General features: G+C 69.1%; 20 protein-coding genes and 2 riboswitches. Of the genes, 8 read left to right on the plus strand and 12 right to left on the minus strand.

Annotated elements, in window-relative coordinates; genetic code table 11:
* The first annotated feature begins 63 nt into the window (after nucleotides 1–63).
* On the plus strand, nucleotides 64–1,104 hold the full coding sequence (locus AC1RL8_RS11150; protein ID WP_492685322.1) for an NAD(P)H-dependent flavin oxidoreductase: 1,041 nt from the start codon (nucleotides 64–66) through the stop codon (nucleotides 1,102–1,104).
* Between the two features lie 40 nt (nucleotides 1,105–1,144).
* The gene (locus AC1RL8_RS11155; RefSeq protein WP_070059384.1) at nucleotides 1,145–1,822 is read left to right on the plus strand and encodes an alpha/beta hydrolase; all 678 of its coding nucleotides are present in this window, start codon (nucleotides 1,145–1,147) and stop codon (nucleotides 1,820–1,822) included.
* Here AC1RL8_RS11155 and AC1RL8_RS11160 read toward each other — a convergent pair.
* Nucleotides 1,797–2,417, minus strand: a complete 621-nt coding sequence (locus AC1RL8_RS11160; protein WP_492685323.1) for a TetR/AcrR family transcriptional regulator — start codon at nucleotides 2,415–2,417, stop codon at nucleotides 1,797–1,799. The genes AC1RL8_RS11155 and AC1RL8_RS11160 overlap by 26 nt on opposite strands.
* A gap of 50 nt (nucleotides 2,418–2,467) precedes the next feature.
* Between AC1RL8_RS11160 and AC1RL8_RS11165 the strand changes: the two genes are divergently transcribed.
* The 3 genes from AC1RL8_RS11165 (at nucleotide 2,468) to AC1RL8_RS11175 (ending at nucleotide 4,997) form a co-directional block, all read left to right on the plus strand.
* The gene (locus tag AC1RL8_RS11165; RefSeq protein ID WP_492685324.1) at nucleotides 2,468–3,586 is read left to right on the plus strand and encodes a DUF2855 family protein; all 1,119 of its coding nucleotides are present in this window, start codon (nucleotides 2,468–2,470) and stop codon (nucleotides 3,584–3,586) included.
* A gap of 142 nt (nucleotides 3,587–3,728) precedes the next feature.
* Entirely contained in the window at nucleotides 3,729–4,640 is a 912-nt protein-coding gene (locus AC1RL8_RS11170) for a DUF3014 domain-containing protein (RefSeq protein ID WP_492685325.1), read from the plus strand.
* Nucleotides 4,641–4,748: 108 nt separating this feature from the next.
* The gene (locus AC1RL8_RS11175; RefSeq protein WP_062474407.1) at nucleotides 4,749–4,997 is read left to right on the plus strand and encodes a hypothetical protein; all 249 of its coding nucleotides are present in this window, start codon (nucleotides 4,749–4,751) and stop codon (nucleotides 4,995–4,997) included.
* Between the two features lie 31 nt (nucleotides 4,998–5,028).
* On the opposite strand, the gene gcvP is transcribed toward AC1RL8_RS11175, so the two are convergent.
* The 6 genes from gcvP to AC1RL8_RS11205 all read right to left on the minus strand — a co-directional run bounded on the left by gcvP (nucleotide 5,029) and on the right by AC1RL8_RS11205 (nucleotide 12,450).
* Nucleotides 5,029–7,938, minus strand: coding sequence for an aminomethyl-transferring glycine dehydrogenase (gcvP, locus tag AC1RL8_RS11180; RefSeq protein ID WP_492685326.1), 2,910 nt, complete (start codon nucleotides 7,936–7,938; stop codon nucleotides 5,029–5,031).
* 60 nt (nucleotides 7,939–7,998) lie between these two features.
* Nucleotides 7,999–8,370 carry a glycine cleavage system protein GcvH gene (gene gcvH / locus AC1RL8_RS11185; RefSeq protein WP_062474411.1) on the minus strand — a complete coding sequence of 124 codons (372 nt, stop codon included), beginning with the start codon at nucleotides 8,368–8,370 and terminating at the stop codon, nucleotides 7,999–8,001.
* A 71-nt stretch (nucleotides 8,371–8,441) separates the two neighbouring features.
* Entirely contained in the window at nucleotides 8,442–9,614 is a 1,173-nt protein-coding gene (gcvT, locus tag AC1RL8_RS11190; protein ID WP_492685327.1) for a glycine cleavage system aminomethyltransferase GcvT, read from the minus strand.
* Between the two features lie 47 nt (nucleotides 9,615–9,661).
* Nucleotides 9,662–9,766: riboswitch (glycine riboswitch) on the minus strand.
* A 12-nt stretch (nucleotides 9,767–9,778) separates the two neighbouring features.
* A riboswitch (glycine riboswitch) is annotated at nucleotides 9,779–9,869 on the minus strand.
* A gap of 31 nt (nucleotides 9,870–9,900) precedes the next feature.
* On the minus strand, nucleotides 9,901–10,437 hold the full coding sequence (locus AC1RL8_RS11195; protein WP_062474467.1) for a hypothetical protein: 537 nt from the start codon (nucleotides 10,435–10,437) through the stop codon (nucleotides 9,901–9,903).
* A gap of 96 nt (nucleotides 10,438–10,533) precedes the next feature.
* Nucleotides 10,534–11,016 carry a L,D-transpeptidase Cds6 family protein gene (locus AC1RL8_RS11200; RefSeq protein ID WP_159272259.1) on the minus strand — a complete coding sequence of 161 codons (483 nt, stop codon included), beginning with the start codon at nucleotides 11,014–11,016 and terminating at the stop codon, nucleotides 10,534–10,536.
* Nucleotides 11,017–11,259: 243 nt separating this feature from the next.
* On the minus strand, nucleotides 11,260–12,450 hold the full coding sequence (locus AC1RL8_RS11205) for an MFS transporter (protein ID WP_492685328.1): 1,191 nt from the start codon (nucleotides 12,448–12,450) through the stop codon (nucleotides 11,260–11,262).
* Nucleotides 12,451–12,559: 109 nt separating this feature from the next.
* On the opposite strand from AC1RL8_RS11205, the gene AC1RL8_RS11210 reads away from it, so the two are divergent.
* Complete coding sequence (locus AC1RL8_RS11210) at nucleotides 12,560–13,339, plus strand: AraC family transcriptional regulator (protein ID WP_492685329.1); 780 nt, start codon at nucleotides 12,560–12,562, stop codon at nucleotides 13,337–13,339.
* 36 nt (nucleotides 13,340–13,375) lie between these two features.
* Here AC1RL8_RS11210 and AC1RL8_RS11215 read toward each other — a convergent pair whose 3' ends face one another.
* The 4 genes from AC1RL8_RS11215 to denD form a co-directional block, all read right to left on the minus strand.
* A complete protein-coding gene (locus AC1RL8_RS11215) occupies nucleotides 13,376–14,668 on the minus strand; it encodes a TRAP transporter large permease (protein ID WP_062474420.1) in 1,293 nt (430 codons plus the stop codon).
* Between the two features lie 10 nt (nucleotides 14,669–14,678).
* A complete protein-coding gene (locus tag AC1RL8_RS11220) occupies nucleotides 14,679–15,191 on the minus strand; it encodes a TRAP transporter small permease (protein ID WP_062474469.1) in 513 nt (170 codons plus the stop codon).
* A gap of 80 nt (nucleotides 15,192–15,271) precedes the next feature.
* Entirely contained in the window at nucleotides 15,272–16,246 is a 975-nt protein-coding gene (locus AC1RL8_RS11225) for a TRAP transporter substrate-binding protein (RefSeq protein ID WP_062474422.1), read from the minus strand.
* Between the two features lie 55 nt (nucleotides 16,247–16,301).
* Complete coding sequence (gene denD / locus AC1RL8_RS11230; RefSeq protein ID WP_070059377.1) at nucleotides 16,302–17,318, minus strand: D-erythronate dehydrogenase; 1,017 nt, start codon at nucleotides 17,316–17,318, stop codon at nucleotides 16,302–16,304.
* A gap of 65 nt (nucleotides 17,319–17,383) precedes the next feature.
* On the opposite strand from denD, the gene AC1RL8_RS11235 reads away from it, so the two are divergent.
* Nucleotides 17,384–18,445: a hypothetical protein gene (locus tag AC1RL8_RS11235; RefSeq protein WP_492685330.1), complete on the plus strand. Its 1,062-nt coding sequence runs from the start codon at nucleotides 17,384–17,386 to the stop codon at nucleotides 18,443–18,445.
* Between the two features lie 55 nt (nucleotides 18,446–18,500).
* On the opposite strand, the gene AC1RL8_RS11240 is transcribed toward AC1RL8_RS11235, so the two are convergent.
* Nucleotides 18,501–20,204, minus strand: a complete 1,704-nt coding sequence (locus AC1RL8_RS11240; protein ID WP_492685331.1) for an electron transfer flavoprotein-ubiquinone oxidoreductase — start codon at nucleotides 20,202–20,204, stop codon at nucleotides 18,501–18,503.
* 140 nt (nucleotides 20,205–20,344) lie between these two features.
* Here AC1RL8_RS11240 and AC1RL8_RS11245 point away from each other — a divergent pair, with 140 nt between their 5' ends.
* Entirely contained in the window at nucleotides 20,345–21,127 is a 783-nt protein-coding gene (locus AC1RL8_RS11245) for an SDR family oxidoreductase (protein WP_307636959.1), read from the plus strand.
* The last annotated feature ends 17 nt before the right edge of the window (nucleotides 21,128–21,144 follow it).

A 21,144-nucleotide genomic window follows, 5' to 3' on the forward strand; every position in this document is an offset into this window, starting at 1 on the left:
CGCTCAACGGCTTGGCCGGACAATGCCGTGCATTCGACACATGGACACAGGAGCGCACCCCGAATGACGACGTTGCAACAGATCCTCGGCACCGAACTTCCATTGATCCAGGCGCCGATGGCCGGCGCGCAGGCCAGCGCGATGGCGATCGCGGTGTGCAACGAAGGCGCGCTGGGGTCGCTGCCGTGCGCGATGCTCGGGCCCGACGCGATGCGCAGCGAACTCGCGGCGATCCGCGCGGGCACCGACAAGCCCTTCAACGTCAACTTCTTCGCCCACACCCCGCCCACGCCGGACGAGGCACGCGAGGCCGCCTGGCGCGCCGCGCTGGGGCCGTACTACGCCGAGTTCGGCATCGACCCCGCGGGCATCCCGACCGGCCCCGGGCGCAACCCCTTCAGCGCCGAGGTGGCCGACCTGCTGGCCGAGTTCAAGCCGCCGGTGGTGAGCTTCCATTTCGGGCTGCCGCCCGAGCCGCTGCTGGCCAAGGTGCGCGGCTGGGGCGCGAAGGTGCTGGTTTCGGCCACCACCGTCGACGAGGCGCTGTGGCTCGAGGCGAAGGGTGTCGACGCGGTCATCGCGCAGGGGCTGGAGGCCGGCGGGCACCGCGGCCACTTCTTGTCGCACGACCTGACGAAGCAGCTCGGCACCTTCGCGTTGCTGCCGCAGCTGGTGCGCGCATTGAAGGTGCCGGTGATCGCGGCCGGCGGCATCGCGGATGCCGACGGCGTGGCCGCGGCCATGGCGCTGGGCGCGGCCGGCGTGCAGGTCGGCACGGCCTACCTGCTGACGCCCGAGGCCATGACCAGCGCGCTGCACCGCGCGGCGCTGAAGAGCGAGGCCGCGCGCCACACGGCGCTCACCAATCTGTTCACCGGCCGGCCGGCGCGCGGCATCGTCAACCGCGTGATGCGCGAGCTGGGCCCCATCGGCCCGGCGCCGGAATTTCCGCTCGCCACCTCGGGCATCGCGCCGCTGCGCGCCAAGGCCGAGGCGCAGGGCAGCGGCGATTTTTCTCCGCTGTGGTCGGGGCAGAACGCCACCGGCTGCCGCGAGGTGTCCTCGGCCGAGGTCACGCGGGCGCTGGCCAAGGGCTTTCGCTGAGCCGCGCCGTCCGTCATCTTTTTCGAGACCCTTCCGACCCATGACATCGCTCCATCTGCCCCTGCAGTTCCTGCACCATCCCGCACCCTCGGGCGGCCCTGAACCCTGGCTGCTCGTGCTGATGCACGGCGTGGGCAGCAACGAGCAAGACCTGTTCGGGCTGGCGCGCATGATGCCGCCGCAGTTCCACGTGCTGAGCCTGCGCGCGCCGTATGTGCTGTCGCCCGGTTCCTACGCGTGGTTCGAGTTCCAGGTGCTGGCCGACGGCGGGCGCCGCATCGACGAGGAACAGGAGCGCGAAAGCCGCTTCCTCATCGGCGAGATGGTCACGTCGGCGTCGCAGCAGCTGGGCATTCCGCCCGAGCGCGTGGTGGTCGGCGGCTTCAGCCAGGGCGGGATCATGTCGCTGTCGCTGCTGCTCACGCAGCCCGAGAAGCTGCGCGCCGCGCTGGTGTGGCACAGCCGGCTGCTGCCCGAGGTGGTGCCGCACATCGCGCCGCCCGAGGCCTTCGCGGGCAAGGCGCTGTGGGTGAGCCACGGCAGCGCCGACAACGTGATTCCGCCGAGCGCCGCGCAGGCCACGCGCGAACTGGCGCGCGGGCTGCCGCTGGCGCTGTCGGGCTCGGACTTCCCGGGCGCGCACGAGATCCGCCCGGCCGAGCTGCAGGGCACGCTGGCGTGGCTGCAGGCGCTCAGCGCGCCAACAGCCGCGCCGTGACCATCGCTTCCATCTCGGCGACCCACGCATCGCCCGTCGCGTCGTCGGGCTGCACCAGCAGCCGGTAGCGGCGCCCGCCCCAGGCCGCGGTCAGCAGCGCCTGCACGGTGGCGGGTGAGGGCGGCGGCTGCAGGTCGCGGCAGGCGGCGAAGGCCTGCGTCCAGCGCGCGAGCAGCTCGTCGTACACGCGCCGGTGGTGCTTGGGTTCGGCCACGCGGTGTTCGAGCATCAGCATCTCGTGGTCGAAGGCGGGCAGCCCGTCGAGGTGCGTGTCGCAGGTGAGGCGCACGAGGCGTTTGACGCGTTCGCGCCAGTCGATGCCTGAAGGCGCGATCACCTCTTCGTCGAGCCGCGCGAGCAGCGCCTCGACGCAGTGGCGCACATAGCCCGAGAGCAGCGCTTCCTTGTCGGGGAAGTAGTCGTAGAAGGTGCCGACCGCGATGCCGGTTTCGAGCGCCACGGCGCGCGTGGTCACGCCCTCCCAGCCCTGCGCGCGCCAAATCCGAACAAAGGCGTCGTAGATGGCCTGCACGGTGAACTTGCCGCGCGCCTGCGTGGGGCGTTTCAGGGGCTTGGAGCGGGGTGCGGCGGGCATGGACCGGGTTTCCGAACCCGCGGCGAAGCGGGCCGTCCTACAGTTTGCGAATGAACAACGCATTCACTTTAACCCGCCTCGAAACGCGCAAGAACGCACTCGGAACCACCCGCATCGTCACTTCGGAAGACGACGGCCGCCTGCAGCCGGGCGAGGTGCTGATGCAGATCGAGCGCTTCTCGCTCACCACCAACAACATCACCTACGCGGCCTTCGGCGATGCGGTGATGAAGTACTGGCAGTTCTTTCCCACCGGCGATGCCGACTGGGGCCACATGCCGGCCTGGGGCTTTGCCGACGTGGTGGCCTCGAATGTCGAAGGCGTGGCCGTGGGCGAGCGCTTCTACGGCTACTTTCCCATTGCGAGCCACCTGCGCATGCAGCCGGTGCGCGTGACGCCGCGCGGCTTCTACGACGGTGCGGCGCACCGCAGCGAACTGGTGTCGGCCTACAACCAGTACATGCGCTGCAGCCACGACGCGGGCTACGTCGCCGCGCTGGAGGACTACCAGATGCTGGTGCGCCCGCTGTTCATCACCTCGTTCATGCTGGCTGACTTTCTCGAAGACAACGCCTTCTTCGGTGCAACGCAGGTCGTGGTGTCGAGCGCATCGAGCAAGACGGCGTTCGGCACGGCCTTCTGCCTTGGCCGCCGCGAAGGCCTGCAGCTGATCGCCGCCACCTCCGAAGGCAACCGCGCCTTCGTCGAGGCGCTGGGCTGCTACGACCGCACGGTGGCCTACGGCGAGATCGCCACGCTCGCGGCCGACGTGCCCACGCTGTACGTCGACTTCGCGGGCCACGACGACCTGCGCGCCACCGTGCACCACCACTTCGGCGAATCGCTGGTGTACGACTGCTATGCGGGCTCGGCGCAGAAAACCGAATTCCTCGGCGACACCAGCGCGCTGCCCGGCCCCACGCCGAAGCTCTACTTCGCGCCCGTGCAGATCCGCAAGCGCAATGCCGACTGGGGGCCGCAGGAGGTCAATCGCCGCTTCAACGACGCGCAGGGCCGCTTCATCGCCGAGCTGAGCCGGCCGGGCAACCGCTGGATGACGCTGGCGCAAGGCCGTGGCTTCGCGCATGCGCAGGCGGTGATCGCCGACCTGCACGCGGGCCGCGTCGATCCGCGCGAGGCGCATGTGGTGCGCATCGGCGGCGCGTGACGGGCTGAGCGACTGAACTTCGGCGCGGGTGGGGCGTCACAGGGGGTTACGAGAACGTGGCGATCGTGCGGGCCGTGCAGGCCATCCTAGTGCACCATTGCCTTTCGTCTCCCCACTGCCATCCCGCAAAAGGAAACCGCCCATGTCCGACGCCGACTCCCCCCGCGACACCCCTGAATTCCGACCCCGCAAGGAAGCGCCGATGGGCACCATCGTCGGCCTGGCGCTGGTCGTGCTGGTGGCGGCTTATTTCGGCTGGCGCTGGTACCAGCAGCAGCAACTGGCGCCGTTGCCGACCGCGCCCGTGGCCGTCGCACCGAACGACGCGCCCCCCGAGCCGCCCAAGGCCGAAGAGCCGAAGGGCCCGCAGAACCCGGTCGAGGCGCTGGCCCCACCCGATGCCGCGTTGCCCGCACTGGCCAGTTCCGATGCGCGCGTGATGAAGGCGCTCACCGAGCTGCTGGGCGGCAAGGCCGTGGCGGCCTACCTGCAGTCCGACGGCGTGGTGCGGCGCTTCGTCGCCACCGTCGACAACCTGCCGCGCGAGCAGGCACCCGCCAGCAAGTGGCCCGTGCAGCCCGCGCCGCAGCGCTTCATCACCGAGGGGCCGCAGCAGGGTGGTGTGCAGACCATCGCGGTGAACAACGCCGCGCGCTACAACGGCATCGTGATGCTGGCCGGGGCTGTCGATCCGGCCAAGGCGGCGGCGGTGTATGCGCGGCTGTACCCGCTGTTCCAGCAGGCGTACGAAGAGCTGGGCTATCCGGGCCGCTATTTCAACGACCGCTTCATCGCCGTGATCGACCACCTGCTGCAAGCGCCCGAGCCCACGGGGCCGGTGCAGGTGAAGCTGGTCGAGGTGAAGGGCGACATTCCCTCGCAACGGCCCTGGGTGCGTTACGAATACGCCGATCCGAAGCTCGAATCGCTCTCGGCCGGCCAGAAGATCCTGGTGCGCATGGGGCCCGAGAACGAGCGCAAGATGAAGGCCAGCCTGCGCGGGCTGCGCGCGCAGATCGCCACCGGCGAGATCGCGAAGAAGAAGCAGCCCTGAGGCGCGATGCACTGACAGCGCCCCGCCTGCACGCCCTGTAGGCGCGGGCCGATTGCATGCCGCGCGAAGGGTCGAGATGATTTGCGCCTACGGCTTCGAGGGCAAGCCATGAACCTGATGAGCGTCGATCTTTACCAGAGCACCACCGACCCCGGGAAATTCCTGGCGCTTCCCGCCGGCACCGACCCGACCGAACTCATGGGCCCGATGACCTTCGATCGGGACTACGCGCACATCAAGCGCTACCAGGCGGCCTTCGCGTTCGATCCGTCCGAAACCTACGCGGGCGTGAACGCAGCGAAGATCGCCGCGGACCTGCTCACCGTGAAGTGGGCGATGTACCGCCGCGAAGGCTGAACGGCGGGCGGCCTGCGCCGCCGCGCCTTCGTCAGGCCTCTTCGGTTTCCTGGTACTCGCTCACCGGCACGCAGCTGCAGAACAGGTTGCGGTCGCCGTAGACGTTGTCGACGCGCCCGATCGGCGGCCAGTACTTGGCCTGCTTGAGTGCGGCCAGCGGGAACGCGCCGAGTTCGCGCGAGTACGGGTGGCTCCACTCCGTGCCGAGCAGGCTGGCGGCGGTGTGCGGCGCGTGCTTGAGCGGGTTGTCGTCCTTCGACCAGACGCCTTCTTCGACGCGGCGGATCTCGCCGCGGATGGCGATCATCGCGTCGACGAAGCGGTCGAGCTCGGCCAGCGGTTCGCTTTCGGTGGGCTCCACCATCAGCGTGCCGGGCACGGGGAAGCTCAGCGTGGGCGCGTGGAAGCCGTAGTCGATGAGGCGCTTGGCCACGTCTTCGGCGGTGACGCCGCTGGTGTCCTTGAGCGGACGCAGGTCGAGGATGCACTCGTGCGCGACGTGGCCGTTGGGGCTCGCGTACAGCGTGGGGTAGTGGTCCTTCAGGCGGGCGCTGATGTAGTTGGCGCTGAGGATGGCCGTTTCGGTCGCGGCCTGCAGGCCCTTGGCACCCATCATGCGGCAGTACATCCAGCTGATCGGCAGCACGGCCGCGTTGCCCAGCGGCGCGGCCGACACGGCGCCCACGCCGTTCGAGGGCACGCCGGCCGTGGCGTGGCCCGGCAGGTAGGGCACGAGGTCTTCGACCACGCAGACCGGGCCGACGCCCGGGCCGCCGCCGCCGTGCGGGATGCAGAAGGTCTTGTGCAGGTTCAGGTGGCTCACGTCGCCGCCGAACTCGCCCGGCGCGGCCACGCCGACCAGCGCGTTCATGTTGGCGCCGTCGACGTACACGCGGCCGCCGTGCTCATGCACGAGCTCGCACAGTTCCTTCACGCGCGTTTCGAACACGCCGTGCGTGCTGGGGTAGGTGATCATCACGGCGGCCAGGTGGGCGCTGTGCTTTTCGCAGGCGCGCTTGAGGTCGTCCATGTCGACGTTGCCCTGCGCGTCGCAGGCCGTCACCACCACCTGCAGGCCCACCATCTGGGCGCTGGCCGGGTTGGTGCCGTGCGCCGACGAGGGAATCAGGCAGATGTTGCGGTGGCCCTGGCCCTTGGCTTCATGGAAGGACTTGATGGCCAGCAGGCCCGCGTACTCGCCCTGAGAACCCGCGTTGGGCTGCAGGCTGATGCCCGCGTAGCCGGTCGCTTCGCACAGCCAGGCGCGCAGCTGCGCGTCGAGCTGGGCGTAGCCCTGCAGCTGGTCGGCGGGCGCGAAGGGGTGGATGTTCGCGAACTCGGGCCAGGTGATGGGGATCATCTCGCTGGTCGCGTTCAGCTTCATGGTGCAGCTGCCCAGCGGGATCATGCTACGGTCGAGCGCGAGGTCCTTGTCCGACAGGCTGCGGATGTAGCGCAGCATCGCCGTTTCGCTCTTGTGGGTGTTGAACACCGGGTGCGTGAGGAAGGCGCTGGTGCGGCGCAGGTCCTCGGGAATCAGCGGCGTGGTGCTGGCGGCCAGTTCGTCGAAGCGCGGCATCGCGGTGCCGGCGGGCACGAACAGGGCCCACAGGGTCTCGATGTCGGCGCGCGTGGTGGTTTCGTCCAGCGAGATGCCCAGGTGCTGCTGCAGGCGCTGGCGCAGGTTGACGCCGCCGGCCTGCGCGCGTTCGATGATCGCGGCCGTGTCGTCGCCGGTGCGGATCGTGAGCGAGTCGAAGGCGGTGGTGTTCACCGGCTCGCGGCCCATCTGCGACAGGCCCTTGGCGAGGATGGCGGTGAGCACGGCCACGCGCTGTGCGATGCGCGTGAGGCCGTCGGGGCCGTGGTACACGGCGTACATGCTGGCGACCACGGCCGGCAGCACCTGTGCGGTGCAGATGTTCGAGGTGGCCTTCTCGCGGCGGATGTGCTGCTCGCGCGTCTGCAGCGCGAGGCGGTAGGCGGGCTGGCCGTGCGTGTCGACGCTCACGCCGACGAGGCGGCCGGGCAGCGAGCGCTTGAACGAATCGCGGCAGGCGAGGTAGGCGGCATGCGGGCCGCCGTTGCACAGCGGCATGCCCAAGCGCTGCGTGGTGCCGCAGACGATGTCGGCATCGAACTCGCCGGGGGCGACCAGCAGCGTCAGCGCCAGCAGGTCGGCCGCGACGATGAAGGCGGCGTCGCACTGGTGCGCGTGCCCTGCGAGCGGGCGCAGGTCGTGCACGTGGCCGGTGGTGGCCGGGTACTGCGCGAGCACGCCGAAGAACTCGCCGCTCACCATCAGGTGCGGCAGCGTTTCCGACACGGTGCTCACCTTGACCTCGATGCCCAGCGGCGCGGCGCGCGTCTTGATGACTTCGATGGTCTGCGGATGGCAGTCGCCCGAGACCAGGAACACGTTGCTCTTGCTTTTCACGCTGCGCTTGGCGAGCGTCATCGCCTCGGCGGCGGCCGTGGCTTCGTCGAGCATCGAGGCGTTGGCGATGGCCATGCCCGTGAGGTCGCACACCATCGTCTGGAAGTTGAGCAGGGCTTCCATGCGGCCCTGCGAGATCTCGGCCTGGTAGGGCGTGTAGGCGGTGTACCAGGCGGGGTTCTCCAGGATGTTGCGCAGGATCACGCCCGGCGTGTGGGTGCCGTAGTAGCCCTGGCCGATGAAGCTCTTGAACACCTTGTTCTTCGACGCCAGCGTCTTCAGCTCGGCCAGCGCGTCGGCCTCGGTGACCGGCGCGGGCAGGCGCATCGGCCGGGCGCGGCGGATGGCCGCTGGCACGATGCCGTCGATGAGCTCCGCGCGCGTTTCCGAGCCGATCACCGGCAGCATGCGCGCCTCGTCCGCTGCATCGATGCCGATGTGGCGGGCGAGGAATTCTTCGGCGTTCTCTAGTTCTTGCAAAGAGGGAAGGGCGGGAATCGGCATGGCGGTGAAGGCTCGGGGAGAAGGAACGAAGGTGCGAGGAAACGGCTGCTGTTCAGCGGATCAGGATTCGGCGGCGAACTTGTCGTAGCTGGCGGCGTCGAGCAGGGCGTCGAGCTGCGCGGGCTCGCTCAGCTTGACCTTGAAGAACCAGCCGGCAGCCAGCGGGTCGCTGTTGGCCAGCGACGGGTCGGCGCGCAGCGCTTCGTTCACTTCGGTGATCTCGCCCGACACGGGCATGAACACATCGGCGGCGGCCTTCACCGACTCGACCACACCGGCGACTTCGCCCTGCGCGAAGGTCTTGCCCACTTCGGGCAGGTCGACGAACACCACGTCGCCCAGCGCGTCCTGCGCATGCACGGTGATGCCGACGGTGGCGGCGCCGCCTTCGGCCGCCACCCATTCGTGGTCCTTGGTGTATTTGATGCTCATGAAAAAACTCCTCGTGGAAAAAATGGAATCGGGGTGCAGAGCCTAGCCGGGTCTGCGGTGTTCAGTGTCGGTCAGCCGCGGTAGTAGCGGGTCGGCACGAAAGGCATCGTTGACACCTCCATCGGCACCGGCTTGCCGCGCACGATGGCCTGCACGCGCGTGCCGGGCTCGGCGAAGGCGGCGGCCACGTAGCCCATGGCCACGCAGCGGTCGGCCGTGGGGCCGAGCAGGCCGCTGGTGACGGCGCCGATGTCGTGCCCTTCGAGCGACTGCAGCAGCGTGCCGTCGCGCACCGGAATGCGTTCGAGTGCCACGAGGCCGACGCGCTTGCGCGTGAGCGTCTTGTGGTCGGTGTGGCCGGCCGCGCCCGAGGCGACGGCGGCGAGCTGGGCCAGCACCTTGGCCGCGCCCGGAAAGCCGCCTTCGCGCGCACCGCCCGCGCGACGCACCTTCTGGATCGCCCAGTTGAGCGAGGCTTCGACCGGGGTGGTGGTGGTGTCGATGTCGTTGCCGTACAGGCACAGGCCGGCTTCGAGCCGCAGCGAGTTGCGCGCGCCCAGGCCGACGGGCTTCACTTCGGGCTGCGCCAGCAGCAGGCGGGCGAGGGCGTCGGCGTCTTTTGCGGCCACCGAGATCTCGAAGCCGTCTTCGCCGGTGTAGCCGCTGCGGGTGACGAAGGCCGCGATGCCGCCGATCTGCACCGCGCCGCCGGTCATGAACACGAAGCGCTCGATGCCGGGCGACAGGCGCGCCAGCGTGGCGGCGGCCTGAGGGCCTTGCAGCGCCAGCAGCGCGTGGTCGGGCAGGGGCTGCACCTGGCAGCGCGCGCCGATCCTGGCCTGGATGTGGGCGATGTCGGCCACCTTGCAGGCGCCGTTCACGATCACGAAGAGCGAGCCATTGCCTTCGTTGAAGAACATCAGGTCGTCGAGGATGCCGCCCTCGTCGTTCAGCAGCAGGCCGTAGCGCTGCTTGCCGGCGGGCAGGTCGATCACGTCGACGGGCATCAGGGTTTCGAACGCGGCGGCGGCGTCGGGGCCGACCAGGCGCAACTGGCCCATGTGCGAGATGTCGAACAGGCCGGCCGCGTCGCGCGTGTGCTTGTGCTCGGCCATGAGGCCGGCGGGGTACTGCACGGGCATGGAATAGCCGGCGAAGGGCACCATGCGGGCGCCGAGCTCCACGTGCAGGTCGTACAGCGGGGTCTTGAGAAGTTGGGCGTCAGAAGCGGAAGAAGCAGCCACGGGGCACTCCAAAGGGGCAGTCGAAATCCATGGCTGCAACGCCACGGGCCACCCCTGCTGTCCGCTTTACCTGAGAGATTCGCCCCACGATCGGGGTTTGCTCCTTCGGTGGGCCGCATGCAATGCCACGGCCTCTCTCCAGCAAGGAAACGCCGGTGGTTGCCGGCGTCTTGTCAGTCCTTTTGCCTGAGCGTTCGGGGAACCCCTGCGCCTTCGGCGGCCCCGTCGCGCGGGGCTCTCTCCTGACCCGGCGAGTGTAGTGGATCGCGGGGCCGGGGCTGGCGGCTCAGTGCACGGTTTCGGCCGGCGGCAGCAGCTTGTCGATGCGCTCGCGCAGCGAGTCGGCGCGCTCGGGGCCGGCGGCCTTCTCGATCTCGGAGAGCATCAGCGCGGCGATGGTCAGCATGGCCTCGCGGTCGCGGGCCTCGCGCAGGGCGTCGCGCATCTGGTTGGCGAAGCGCGGGTCGCGGCGCACGAACATGCGCTCGCAGATGTCGAACAGGAACATGCGCGTGGTGGCCAGCGAGCGCTTGCCGTCGAAGCTGTCGGCCGAGGTGGCGACCTGGATCGGCTCGGCGGCGGGGACGGGCGTGGGGGCCGGTGCGGGAGGCGGCGCGACCGGGCGCGCGACCTGCAGGTAGCCGCGCTGCATCAGTCCCTGGATCGCCTGCTCGGCCTCGACGCGGCTGGGGAACAGCGGGCTGAAGTCGGTCAGCGAGCGCCGGCCGTCGGCCATGAGCAGCAGGGCGCGCTCACGCTGGCTGAGCGTGCGCTGCCCGGCCTGGAGTTCGTCGCGTGCCTTCTCGGTCTTGGTGGGGAACATGGCGGCCACAGCTTTCGGAGGTCGAAGGCTGCAGCATCGTTGCAAGTGGTGACATCTTCGTGAACCATTTGCCTTACAGGGACAAGGCGGCGCGCGTCAGTTGCCCGCGCTCTCCTTGCGGATCAGCCAGCGCGGGCCCACGCGCTGCAGCTCGAGGGTCTTGCGGTCGGTCTCGGTGAGCGCGTCGGCGCTGTAGACCTGCCGGAACTGCGCGCTGGCCGAGGTGCCCTGAACGCTGATCACCAGCCCCTCGATGCCCACGCTGATGCGCGACTTGCCCGTGATGCGGGCGCGCCGGTCGGCCTCCCAGCGCTCGCGGGTCTGGCCGCGCGCGGGGGTGAAGTCGCTCGCGTAGGCCGCGAGGTAGCGCTCCACGTCGCGCGCGGACCAGGCGGCGGCCCAGGCGCGCACGGCGCTTTCCACTTCGGCGAGGTGGGTGACGGGATTGGTGGGATTGGCGGGGGCGGCTGCTGGTGCAACGGCTGCAACGGGCGCGGCGGCCGGCGTGGCCGCGATACCGGCGGTGGCCAGCAAGCCGGCAGCGACAAGGCTGCTGCCCTGGGCGACGATTCGGTGCATGGCGTCCTTCTCTTTCCTTCTTCTTGTCTGTCAGGCTCGACGTCGAAGCTTGCGTCGATTCTGGCAGTGAAAGAGCAGGCGTGCGGCGTTGAATCGCCCACGGATTTCGGTGGTTCGTGGATCAGGGCGTGTGCACAGGACACCGGGTGCTTCCCTCCGCGAATGTCCCCCGCCTTCGGCTCCTCCTTGATTTCGCTGCGGGAAGCACCCAGTGCCCTGTGCACCGGGTGCGCGGGGCAGAGCTCAGGCCGCCGCAGCCTCGCCCGCCATCACCTGCACCGTCCGATTGCGCAGCCGCAAGGCCAGCACGGTCGCGACGCACAGCACGCACAACACCACCGTGAGCGTCACGCCGAGCCCGCGCGCATCCGACAGCAGGCCGAACAGCGGCGACACCAGCCCGCCGACCGAGAGTGCGAGACCGAGCGTGATGCCGCTGGCGGTGGCCGGGTTGCGCGGCAGGTAGTCCTGCGCGAGCGTCACCTGCGCGGCGAAGGGCAGGAACATGCTCATGCCGAGCCACGCGGTGCAGGCCAGCGCCGCGCCGGGCGTGGAGGAGAGCACGAGGCCCGCCATGGCCGGCAGCGCAAGCAGGTAGCCGCAGCGGATCGTGCCCATGCGCCCGATGCGGTCGCCGAGCCAGCCGCCGGCCAGCGTGCCCACGGCCCCTGCGGCGGTGAAGGCGGTGAGCGCCGCGGCGCCCTGGAAGGTGCTGCCGTGCAGGTCGCGCGTGATGCGCAGCGAGAGCATCGACAGCACCGTGACGTACGGGATCGACCAGCCCACGATGGTCGCCACCAGCAGGCTGAAGGCGCGCCAGTCGTTGTGCGGTTTCAGCACCTGGGCGCGGGCCTGCGCGGCGCGCGCCGCCGTGGCCGCGCGCTGGGCGGCCGCGCTGCGTCGCGCGTTGGCCGCGACCCACACCACGCCCATCGCCAGCGCGGGAATGCCCAGCAGGTAGCTGCGCGACAGGCTGCCGCCGCCGACGACCGTGGCCGCCAGCACCGGCGCGAACGAGGCGCCGATGGTGCCGCCCACCGAGAACACGCTCATCGCCTTCTGCGAGGCGCCGCCGGCCGCGCGCGCGGCCACGGTGGCGGGCGGGTGGTAGGCCGCGATGCCCAGCCCGCACAGCGCGACCGCGATCCAGGTCAGCAGGTAGCTCTGGCTCAGGCCCGCCAGCACCACGCCCAGTGCCGCCACCAGGAAACCCACGGGCACCAGCCAGGCGCGCGGGTGGCGGTCGGCGTACAGGCCGAACAGCGGCTGCACCACGCTCGACAGCCCGGTGGCCGCCAGCATCAGGCCGCTCACGGCCGTGTAGCTGTAGCCGCGCTCCAGCACCATGAAGGGCAGCAGCGCGGGCACGAGGCCCTGGTAGAGGTCGTTGACGGCATGGGTGCCGGTGAGCAGCCCGAGTCGGCGCGTGTTCATGCGATGGCTTCTTTCCTGGATGTCCGGTTGGAGAAAAAGAGGGAGAAAAGCCATCGTAGGAAGCCAGGGGAAGATGTTCTCGCTACGAATGTGCAAACATCGTCGTGAAATGGACAAACTGAATCTGCGCCCCGACGAGGGCGAATCGACCCCGCGCGCCGTCGCCGTGCTGGCCACCGATCCGGCGGGCGACGCCTTCATTCCGCCGCATGCGCACCGGCGCGGGCAGCTCATCCACGCGATCTCGGGCGTGATGATGGTCGGCGCGGCGGCGGGCAGCTGGGTGGTGCCGCCGGGGCGCGGCGTCTGGGTGCCGCCGGGCATGACGCACCAGATCCGCATGGCGGGCGAGGTGAAGATGCGCACCGTCTTCGTCGAGCCCGGCACGCGCGCCGACCTGGGGGCCGAGTGCCGCGTGATCCATGTGGGCGCGTTGCTGCGTGAGCTGATCGTGGCGGCCGTGTCGCTGTCGCTGGACTACCCGCCGGGCGGGCGCGACGAGCGCGTGATGGAGCTCATCCTCGACGAGATCGAGGCCGCGCCCGCGCTGTCGCTGCATGTGCCGATGCCGCGCCACGCACGCCTGGCCGCGCTGTGCGAGGCGCTGATCCGCGACCCCGCGCAGCCCGCCACGCTCGACGGCTGGGGCGCGCGGCTGCACATGAACGCGCGCACGCTGGCGCGGTTGTTCGAACGCGAGACCGGCATGACCTTCGGCGCGTGGTGCCGGCAGGCGCGGCTGCTGCTGAGCCTGCCGCGGCTGGCCGCCGGCGCGTCGATCCTGGAGGTGGCGCTGGCGCACGGCTACGAGAGCCCGAGCGCCTTCACCGCGATGTTCCGCCGCACGCTCGGCGTGCCGCCGAGCCAGTACCTGCACCCGCCGGCCTGAGGCGGGTGAAGGCGCGGACGGGAGCGGCCTGCGCCGCTACTTGAACCCGAGCGCGCGCGGCAGCCAGGTGCTGAGCATCGGCACGAAGGTCAGCAGCATCAGCACCGCGCCGTGCGCCCACAGGAAGGGCACCAGTTCCTTCACCAGCGCCGACATCGGTACCTTCGACACGTTGCAGGTGACGAACAGCAGGCCGCCCACCGGCGGCGTGATCATGCCCAGCGTGAGGTTGAAGATCACGATCATCGCGAAGTGCACCGGGTCGACGCCCAGCTTGATCGCCACCGGCGCAAGGATCGGCGCCAGCACCATCACGCCCGGCAGCGGCTCGATGAAGATGCCGAACAAGAGCAGGAACACGTTGACGATGATCAGGAACATCCACGGCGAGAGGTTCATGCTGATGAGCCATTCGGCCATCTGCTGCGGAATGCCCTCGATGGTCAGCACCCACGCGAACGAGGCCGACAGCCCGATGATGATCAGCACCGACGCCGACAGCAGGGCCGAGCGCGACAGGATGTCGGGCAGCATCTTCCACTCGAGCGTGCGGTAGATGAACTTGCCGCACACCAGCGCGTAGAACACCGCCACCACCGAGGCTTCGGTGGGCGTGAACCAGCCGGCGCGCATGCCGCCCAGGATCACCACCGGCAACAAGATGGCGGGAATCGCCTTCCACGTCGTGATGAGAATTTCGCGCAGCGGCGGCGTCTGGCCGTCGCCCTTGTAGTTGCGCTTCTTCGACACGTAGAAGTTCACCACGCACATCGCCACCGCGATCAGGATGCCCGGCACGATGCCGGCCACGAACAGCTGCCCGACCGACACCGTTTCGTCCTGCAGCGCGTAGATGATCATGATGATCGAGGGCGGAATGATCGGTCCCACGATGGCCGTGGAGGCCGTCAGCGCCGCTGCGTACGAGCGGTCGTAGCCGGCCTTGTCCATCATCTTGATGAGCATCGAGCCGGGGCCAGCCGCGTCGGCCAGCGCCGAGCCCGAGATGCCCGAGAAGAAGGTCAGCGACACCACGTTGGTGTAGCCCAGCCCGCCGCGCCGGTGGCCGACGAACTGGCCCGCAAAGCGCAGCAGCACCTCGGTGAGCGAGCCGCCGCTCATGAGCTCGGCGGCCAGGATGAAGAAGGGCACGGCCATCAGCGGAAAGCTGTCGATGCCGGTGAAGGTTTCCTTCAGCAGCACCATCAGCGGGTAGCTTTCCGCGAGGATCAGGGTGGCGGCCGTGGCCAGGCCGAGCGCGAAGGCCACGGGCACGCCGATGGCCAGGAACACGCAGGCGGAGACGATCAGGACAATGCTGGCATCCATGGTCTTCTCCTTACAGCGAGGCCGACGCGTTGGCGTCGAAATGCGCGTCCGACGCGAACTCGCGGTTCAGCACGTAGCCGCGCACCACCAGCAGCCAGTGCACGATCAGCAGCACGCCACCGATCAGCATCGCGCTGTAGATGTAGGCAAACGGAATCTGCGTCACGGCCGTCAGCTGGAACATCGTGCGCTCCATGTAGAGCCAGCCGTACCAGACCATGAAGCCGAAGAAGGCGAACAGCAGCCCGGCCACCACGATGCGCACCGCCACGGCCGCCGGCCGGGGCAGGGCGTCCTGCAGGTTCTCGACGGCGATGTGGCCGCCGTAGCGCAGCACCGGTCCGGCGCCCAGGAAGGTGAGCCAGATCATCATGTGGCGCGACACCTCTTCGGCCCATTCGATCGACTGGTTCGTGGTGTAGCGCAGCACGACGTTGGTGAAGATGATGACGGACATGGCCGCCAGCAGGAGGATCAGCGCCCACCGGTTGGCGGCGAGGAAGTAGCGCTCGAAGGCTTGCACGTTGTGGTTCTCTGTGGTGTCGGAAATGCGAAGCGCCCGGCACACTGAGGCGGGCCGGGCGCGGTCGGGGCGGAGCGGTCTTACTTGACGTCCGTGATCTTCTTGATGTTGTCGGCGCCGAATTCCTTGGCGTAGCCCACATAGGCCGGCTTCAGGGCTTCGCGGAAGGCCGCGCCGTCGACGGTGCGCGTGACCTTCATGCCGTCTTTCTCAAGCTGGGCGATGCCGTTGTTCTCGTCGTCGTTGACCTTCTTGCGCTGCGCGATCGAGGCCTTCTTCGCCGCTTCGGTGAACACCTTCTTGTCGGCGTCCGAGAGCTTGTTCCACACCTTGGGCGACAGCAGCAGCAGCGCCGGCGAGTAGACGTGGCCGGTGAGCGACAGGTGCTTTTGCACCTGCGAGAACTTCGAGGACAGGATCACCGGAATCGGGTTTTCCTGGCCGTCGACCGTGCCTTGCTGCAGCGCGCCGAAGAGTTCCGGGAAGGCCATCGGCGTGGGCAGGATGCCGAAGGTGCGGTAGCCGTCCATGTGCACCTTGTTTTCCATGGTGCGCATCTTCAGGCCGGCGGCGTCGGTGGGCTTGACGATGTCGCGCTTGCTGTTCGTCATGTGACGGAAGCCGTTCTCCGTCCAGGCCAGCGCGATGATGCCCTTGCTCGGGAACTTGGTCAGGATGTCCTGGCCGATGGGGCCGTCCATGACCTTGCGGGCGTGGTCGTAGTCGCGGAACAGGAAGGGGATGTCGACGATCTTGACCTCGGGCACGAAGTTGCCCACGGGGCCGGTCGAGGTGTTCAGCAGGTCTTGCGTGCCGAGCTGGATGGCTTCGATCTGCTCGCGCTCGCCGCCCAGCGCCGAGTTGGCGAAGTGCTGGCACTTGAAGCGGTTCTGGGTGTTCTTCTCGACCTCTTCGCAGAACACGGTGGAGCCCACGCCGTAATGCGATTCCTTGGACGTCGCATAGCCGATCTTGAGAACGGTGGGTTGCTGCGCGAAGGCGGCGGTGCCCAGGGCGAGCGAAAGGCAGGCGGCGGCGATGTGGCCGAATTTCATGGTGTCTCCGGGGAGTTGGGGGTCGAAAGCGCGTCAGGCGCAGGTCAGGAAATGACTATGCACCAATAACCAGTTTGACCGCGTCGGGACTTTCACGGACGTAGGCGCGGATCACCGCGTCGAAGCTCTCGTCGGCCGTGAGCCCGAGGGCCCTGGCGCGCGGCGTGTCGAAGCGCCCGGGCCAGGTTTTCACGATGCGGCGGATGGCGGCGTCGGGCGTGCGGTCGAGCAGGTCGGTGGCGGCGCGACCGGCCACGCGTTCGAGCGCGGCGGCCATCTCGCCCACGGTGGTGGCCAGCGAGGGCAGGTTGAGCGCGGTGCGCGGGCCCCAGTCGGCGTCGCTCGCTTCGGCGGCGCGCACGATGCCTTCGATGGTCCGGGCCGGCGAGGCGATGGCCACGGGCGTCTCGTCGGGCACCGGGCAGGCCGCGCGCAGGCCGGCGAGCGGCTCGCGGATCATGCCGCTGAAGAAGCCCGAGGCCGCGCCGTTGGGCAGGCCGGGGCGCACGCTCACCGTCATGAGGCGCACGCTGCGCCCCTGCACGAAGCCCTTGCGCGTGTAGTCGGCCACCAGCTGCTCGCCGATGAATTTCTGGATGCCGTAGCTGGTCTGCGGCGTGGGCAGCGTGTGGTCGTCGATGAGCGCGGGCAGCGGCTGTTCGGGCGAATCGCCGAACACGGCGAGCGAGCTGGAGAACACCAGCACCGGGCGCGTGCCGAGCGCGCGCAGCTTTTCGAGCAGGCCGTGCGTGGCGGCGAAGTTGCTGCGCATGCCCAGGTCGAAGTCGGCCTCGCATTCGCCGCTGACGGCGGCCGCGAGGTGGAACACCGCGTCGGCCTCGCGCCAGAAGGTGGCGCCGTCGTCGGCCAGCTGGGCGTTGAGGTCGCCGGTGGCGGCCGCGATGCGCGGGTTGGCCGCGAGGTCGGGCGGCGGCGGGGCGCGGTCGACCAGCGTGATGCGGGCGATGTCGCGGGCGGGCGCGCCGGCGAGCGAGAGCTGGCCCAGGGCCAGGAGGGTGCGCGCCAGGCGCGCGCCGAGAAAGCCGGCGCCGCCGGTGATGACGATGTGCATGGGGTCCTGTCTCCTTGTGTCCTTGTGTCGCGAGGATAGCGTCGGTGGTATCGCACAATTTGCGCATGCCCATGTTGCCTCCCGATCTCCTCGCCACCCTGCGATTGCCTGTGCTGCAGGACGCCGACCTCGACACCCAGGCTTCCTTCTTCAAGCGGCCGGAGGTCCGTGCGCTCTACTTCGAGGTGGTGGAGGGCTCGGCGAAGGACGAGGTGCTGCGGGCCGCCATCGCGCGGCTCGGCGAGCTGCATCCGCACCGGGCCGCGTTGCTGGCGGTGTTCGGCGGCGCGCTGGTCGAGAACGGCGCCGATCCGCAGCTCATGTTCGACGCCGTGCGCCAGCTGGCGGGGCGCCTGCTGGCGTCGCTGGCGCCTTACTGCGCGGCGCAGCCGTACGAACCCGATGAGGAAGACGAAGAACCGCAGGACGAGGCAGAACTCGCCGCTTGGCAGGCCGCCGAAGCGGCGCTCGCGGCGCTGTCGCCGCAGGCGCGTTTCGAGGTCGATGCGCTGCAGCGCGCGGTCGACCTGCTGGTGCTGCCGCTCATGACCATGGTGGTGCGCGATGTGCGCAACCACCAGTCGCTGGTGGCGGACGCAGGCCTGCTCGCGCACGTCGAGGCGATGTACGCCAACGACTCGCTGCCCTTCGAGGCCTTGCACTTCCTGCGCGCCGCGGCCCAGCTGTCGTACGAGGACGAACTGGTGGTCCTGCTGCCGGCGTCGCGCGCGGGCATGGTCGTTCGCGCCCAGGGCATCAACAACAACTTCCACGCCTTCTCGCTGCTGCAGGACCTGATGGAAACGCACGCCCAGACGCTGGGCATCCGGCAGCCGCCGCGCACACGCCGCGACGCGGACAGCGATGCCGCCGCCTTCCTCTGGCTGCAGGCGACGGCCTTCGCCCAGGGCGAGCTGGTGGACCGCATGGCGTGGTCCTGGGGGGAAGGCACGCTGCGCGAGAACGCGCGCAGGCAGGGGCGGCTGGTGCTCGTCGCGCTGGAGACGGACGACAAGCCCGCGCGCGGCTGGAACGGGTTCACCCACGTGTTGCACGCCGAGCAGAACCCGCAGGTGTCGCTGGTGCACTTCCTCACGCCCGACGAGGTCGCCGCGTACCTGGCCTGAAGCACCATGAAAAAAGCCCTCCGAAGAGGGCTTTCATGCATCGACGCTGCGGGGCTTACATGCCCACGTAGTTCGGCCCGCCGCCGCCTTCGGGCGTGACCCAGACGATGTTCTGCGTCGGGTCCTTGATGTCGCAGGTCTTGCAGTGCACGCAGTTCTGCGCGTTGATCTGCAGGCGCTCCTTGCCGGCGCTGGCTTCGTCGGGCACGAATTCGTACACGCCGGCCGGGCAGTAGCGGCTTTCGGGGCCGGCGAACTTGGCGAGGTTGACGTTGACCGGCACCGACGCGTCCTTCAGCGTCAGGTGGGCGGGTTGCTGCTCTTCATGGTTCGTGTTGCTGATGAACACGCTGGAGAGGCGGTCGAAGGTGAGCTTGCCGTCCGGCTTCGGATAGACGATGGGCTTGCACTCGGCGGCCGGCTTCAGGTACTGGTGATCGGGCTTGTTGCGGCGCAGGGTCCATGGGATGTGGCCCTTGAGCAGCCACTGCTCGACGCCGTTCATGACCGTGGCGATGCCCAGGCCCTTCTTGAACCAGGCCTTGAAGTTGCGCGCCTTGTTCAGCTCGGTGTAGAGCCAGCTCTTCTCGAACGCCACCGGGTAGGCCGTGAGCTCGTCGTGCTGGCGGCCGGCCATGACCGCGTCGAACGCGGCCTCGGCGCACAGCATGCCGGTCTTGATGGCGGCGTGGCTGCCCTTGATGCGGCTCACGTTCAGGTAGCCGGCCTCGCAGCCGACCAGCGCGCCGCCCGGGAACACCGTCTTGGGCAGCGACATCAGGCCGCCGGCCGTGATGGCGCGCGCGCCGTAGCCGATGCGCTTGGCGGGCTTGATGCCCTTGGCTTCGTCGCCCTCGAGGTACCAGCGGATGTTGGGGTGCAGCTTCCAGCGCTGCATTTCCTCGAAGGGGCTCAGGTACGGGTTGCTGTAGTCCAGGCCCGTGATGAAGCCCATCGTGACCTTGTTGTCCTCCATGTGATAGAGGAACGCGCCGCCGTAGGTGTTGTTGTCCATCGGCCAGCCGGCCGTGTGCAGCACGAAGCCGGGCTGGTGGCGCTTGGGATCGATTTCCCAGACTTCCTTGACGCCCAGGCCGTAGGTCTGCGGGTCGCGGCCTTCGTCGAGCTTGAACCTGGCGATCAGCTGGCGGCCCAGGTGGCCGCGCGCGCCTTCGGCGAACACCGTGTACTTGCCCAGCAGCTCCATGCCGAGCTGGAAGTTCTCGGTGGGTTCGCCGTCCTTGCCGACGCCCATGTTGCCGGTGGCCACGCCGCGCACCGAACCGTTCTCGTTGTAGAGCACTTCGGCGGCCGGGAAGCCGGGGAAGATTTCCACGCCCAGGTTCTCGGCCTGCTGCGCCAGCCACTTGGTGAAGGCGCCCAGGCTGATGATGTAGTTGCCGTGGTTCTGGAAGCAGGCCGGCAGGAAGGCGTTGGGCGTGCGCAGGCCCGACTTTTCGCTCAGGAACACCATGGCGTCGTCGGTCACGGGCTGGTTCAGCGGGGCGCCGAGTTCCTCCCAGTCGGGCAGCAGCTCGTTGAGCGCGCGCGGGTCCATGATGGCGCCCGACAGGATGTGCGCACCGGGCTCGGAACCCTTCTCGAGCACCACGACGGAGATTTCCTTCTCCTGCTGGGCGGCGAGCTGCTTGAGGCGGATCGCGGTCGAGAGGCCGGCGGGGCCGCCGCCGACCACGACCACGTCGTATTCCATGGCTTCGCGAGGGCCGAACTGGGCGAGGATTTCGTCGTGCGTCATGTGGGTTGGGTCGATAATGATTTTTAGAGGCGCGGGGGCGTCCCGGTTCGCCGGGCATTTTATGCGGCGTCCGGCGGTGGCCTTGTCGCCCGCAGGCGAGGCACCCTGCGTCACCTGCGCGACTCCACAGGATTCAGCTCATGGCTTACAGCATCGATCTCTCCGGCCGCGTGGCTTTCGTCACCGGCGCCTCCAGCGGACTGGGCGCCCAGTTCGCCAAGACACTGGCCCGTGCCGGCGCCGCCGTGGTGCTGGCCAGCCGCCGCGTCGAGAAGCTCAAGGAGCTGCGCGCGCGCATCGAAGGCGAGGGCCATGACGCCCACGTGGTCGAGCTCGACGTGACCGACATCGGCAGCATCAAGGCCGCCGTGGCGCGCGCCGAAACCGAAGTGGGGCCCATCGACATCCTGGTCAACAACTCGGGCGTGAGCGCCACGCAGCGCCTGCAGGACGTCACGCCCGAGGACTACGACTACATCTTCGACACCAACGTGAAGGGCTCCTTCTTCGTGGCGCAAGAGGTCGGCAAGCGCATGCTGGCGCGCGCCCAGGGCAAGGCGCCGGGCACCTACATCGGCGGACGCATCATCAACATCGCGTCGTCAGCGGCGCTGAAGGTCATGCCGCAGATCGGCACCTACTGCATGAGCAAGGCCACCGTGGTGCAGATGACCAAGGCCATGGCGCTGGAATGGGGCCGTTTCGGCATCAACGTGAACGCGCTGTGCCCGGGCTACATCACGACCGAGCTCAACGAGGAGCACTGGAGCACCGAAGGTGGTGCCAAGCTGGTCAGCATGCTGCCGCGCAAGCGCGTGGGCAAGCCCGAAGACCTCGACGGCCTGATCGTGCTGCTGGCCAGCGGCGAGAGCCATTTCGTGAACGGCGCCGTCATCGCGGCCGACGACGGGTTCGCCCTCTGAGCCCCCGGGCCTGGATC

This window comes from Variovorax sp. GW822-FHT04E09 (assembly GCF_058800845.1).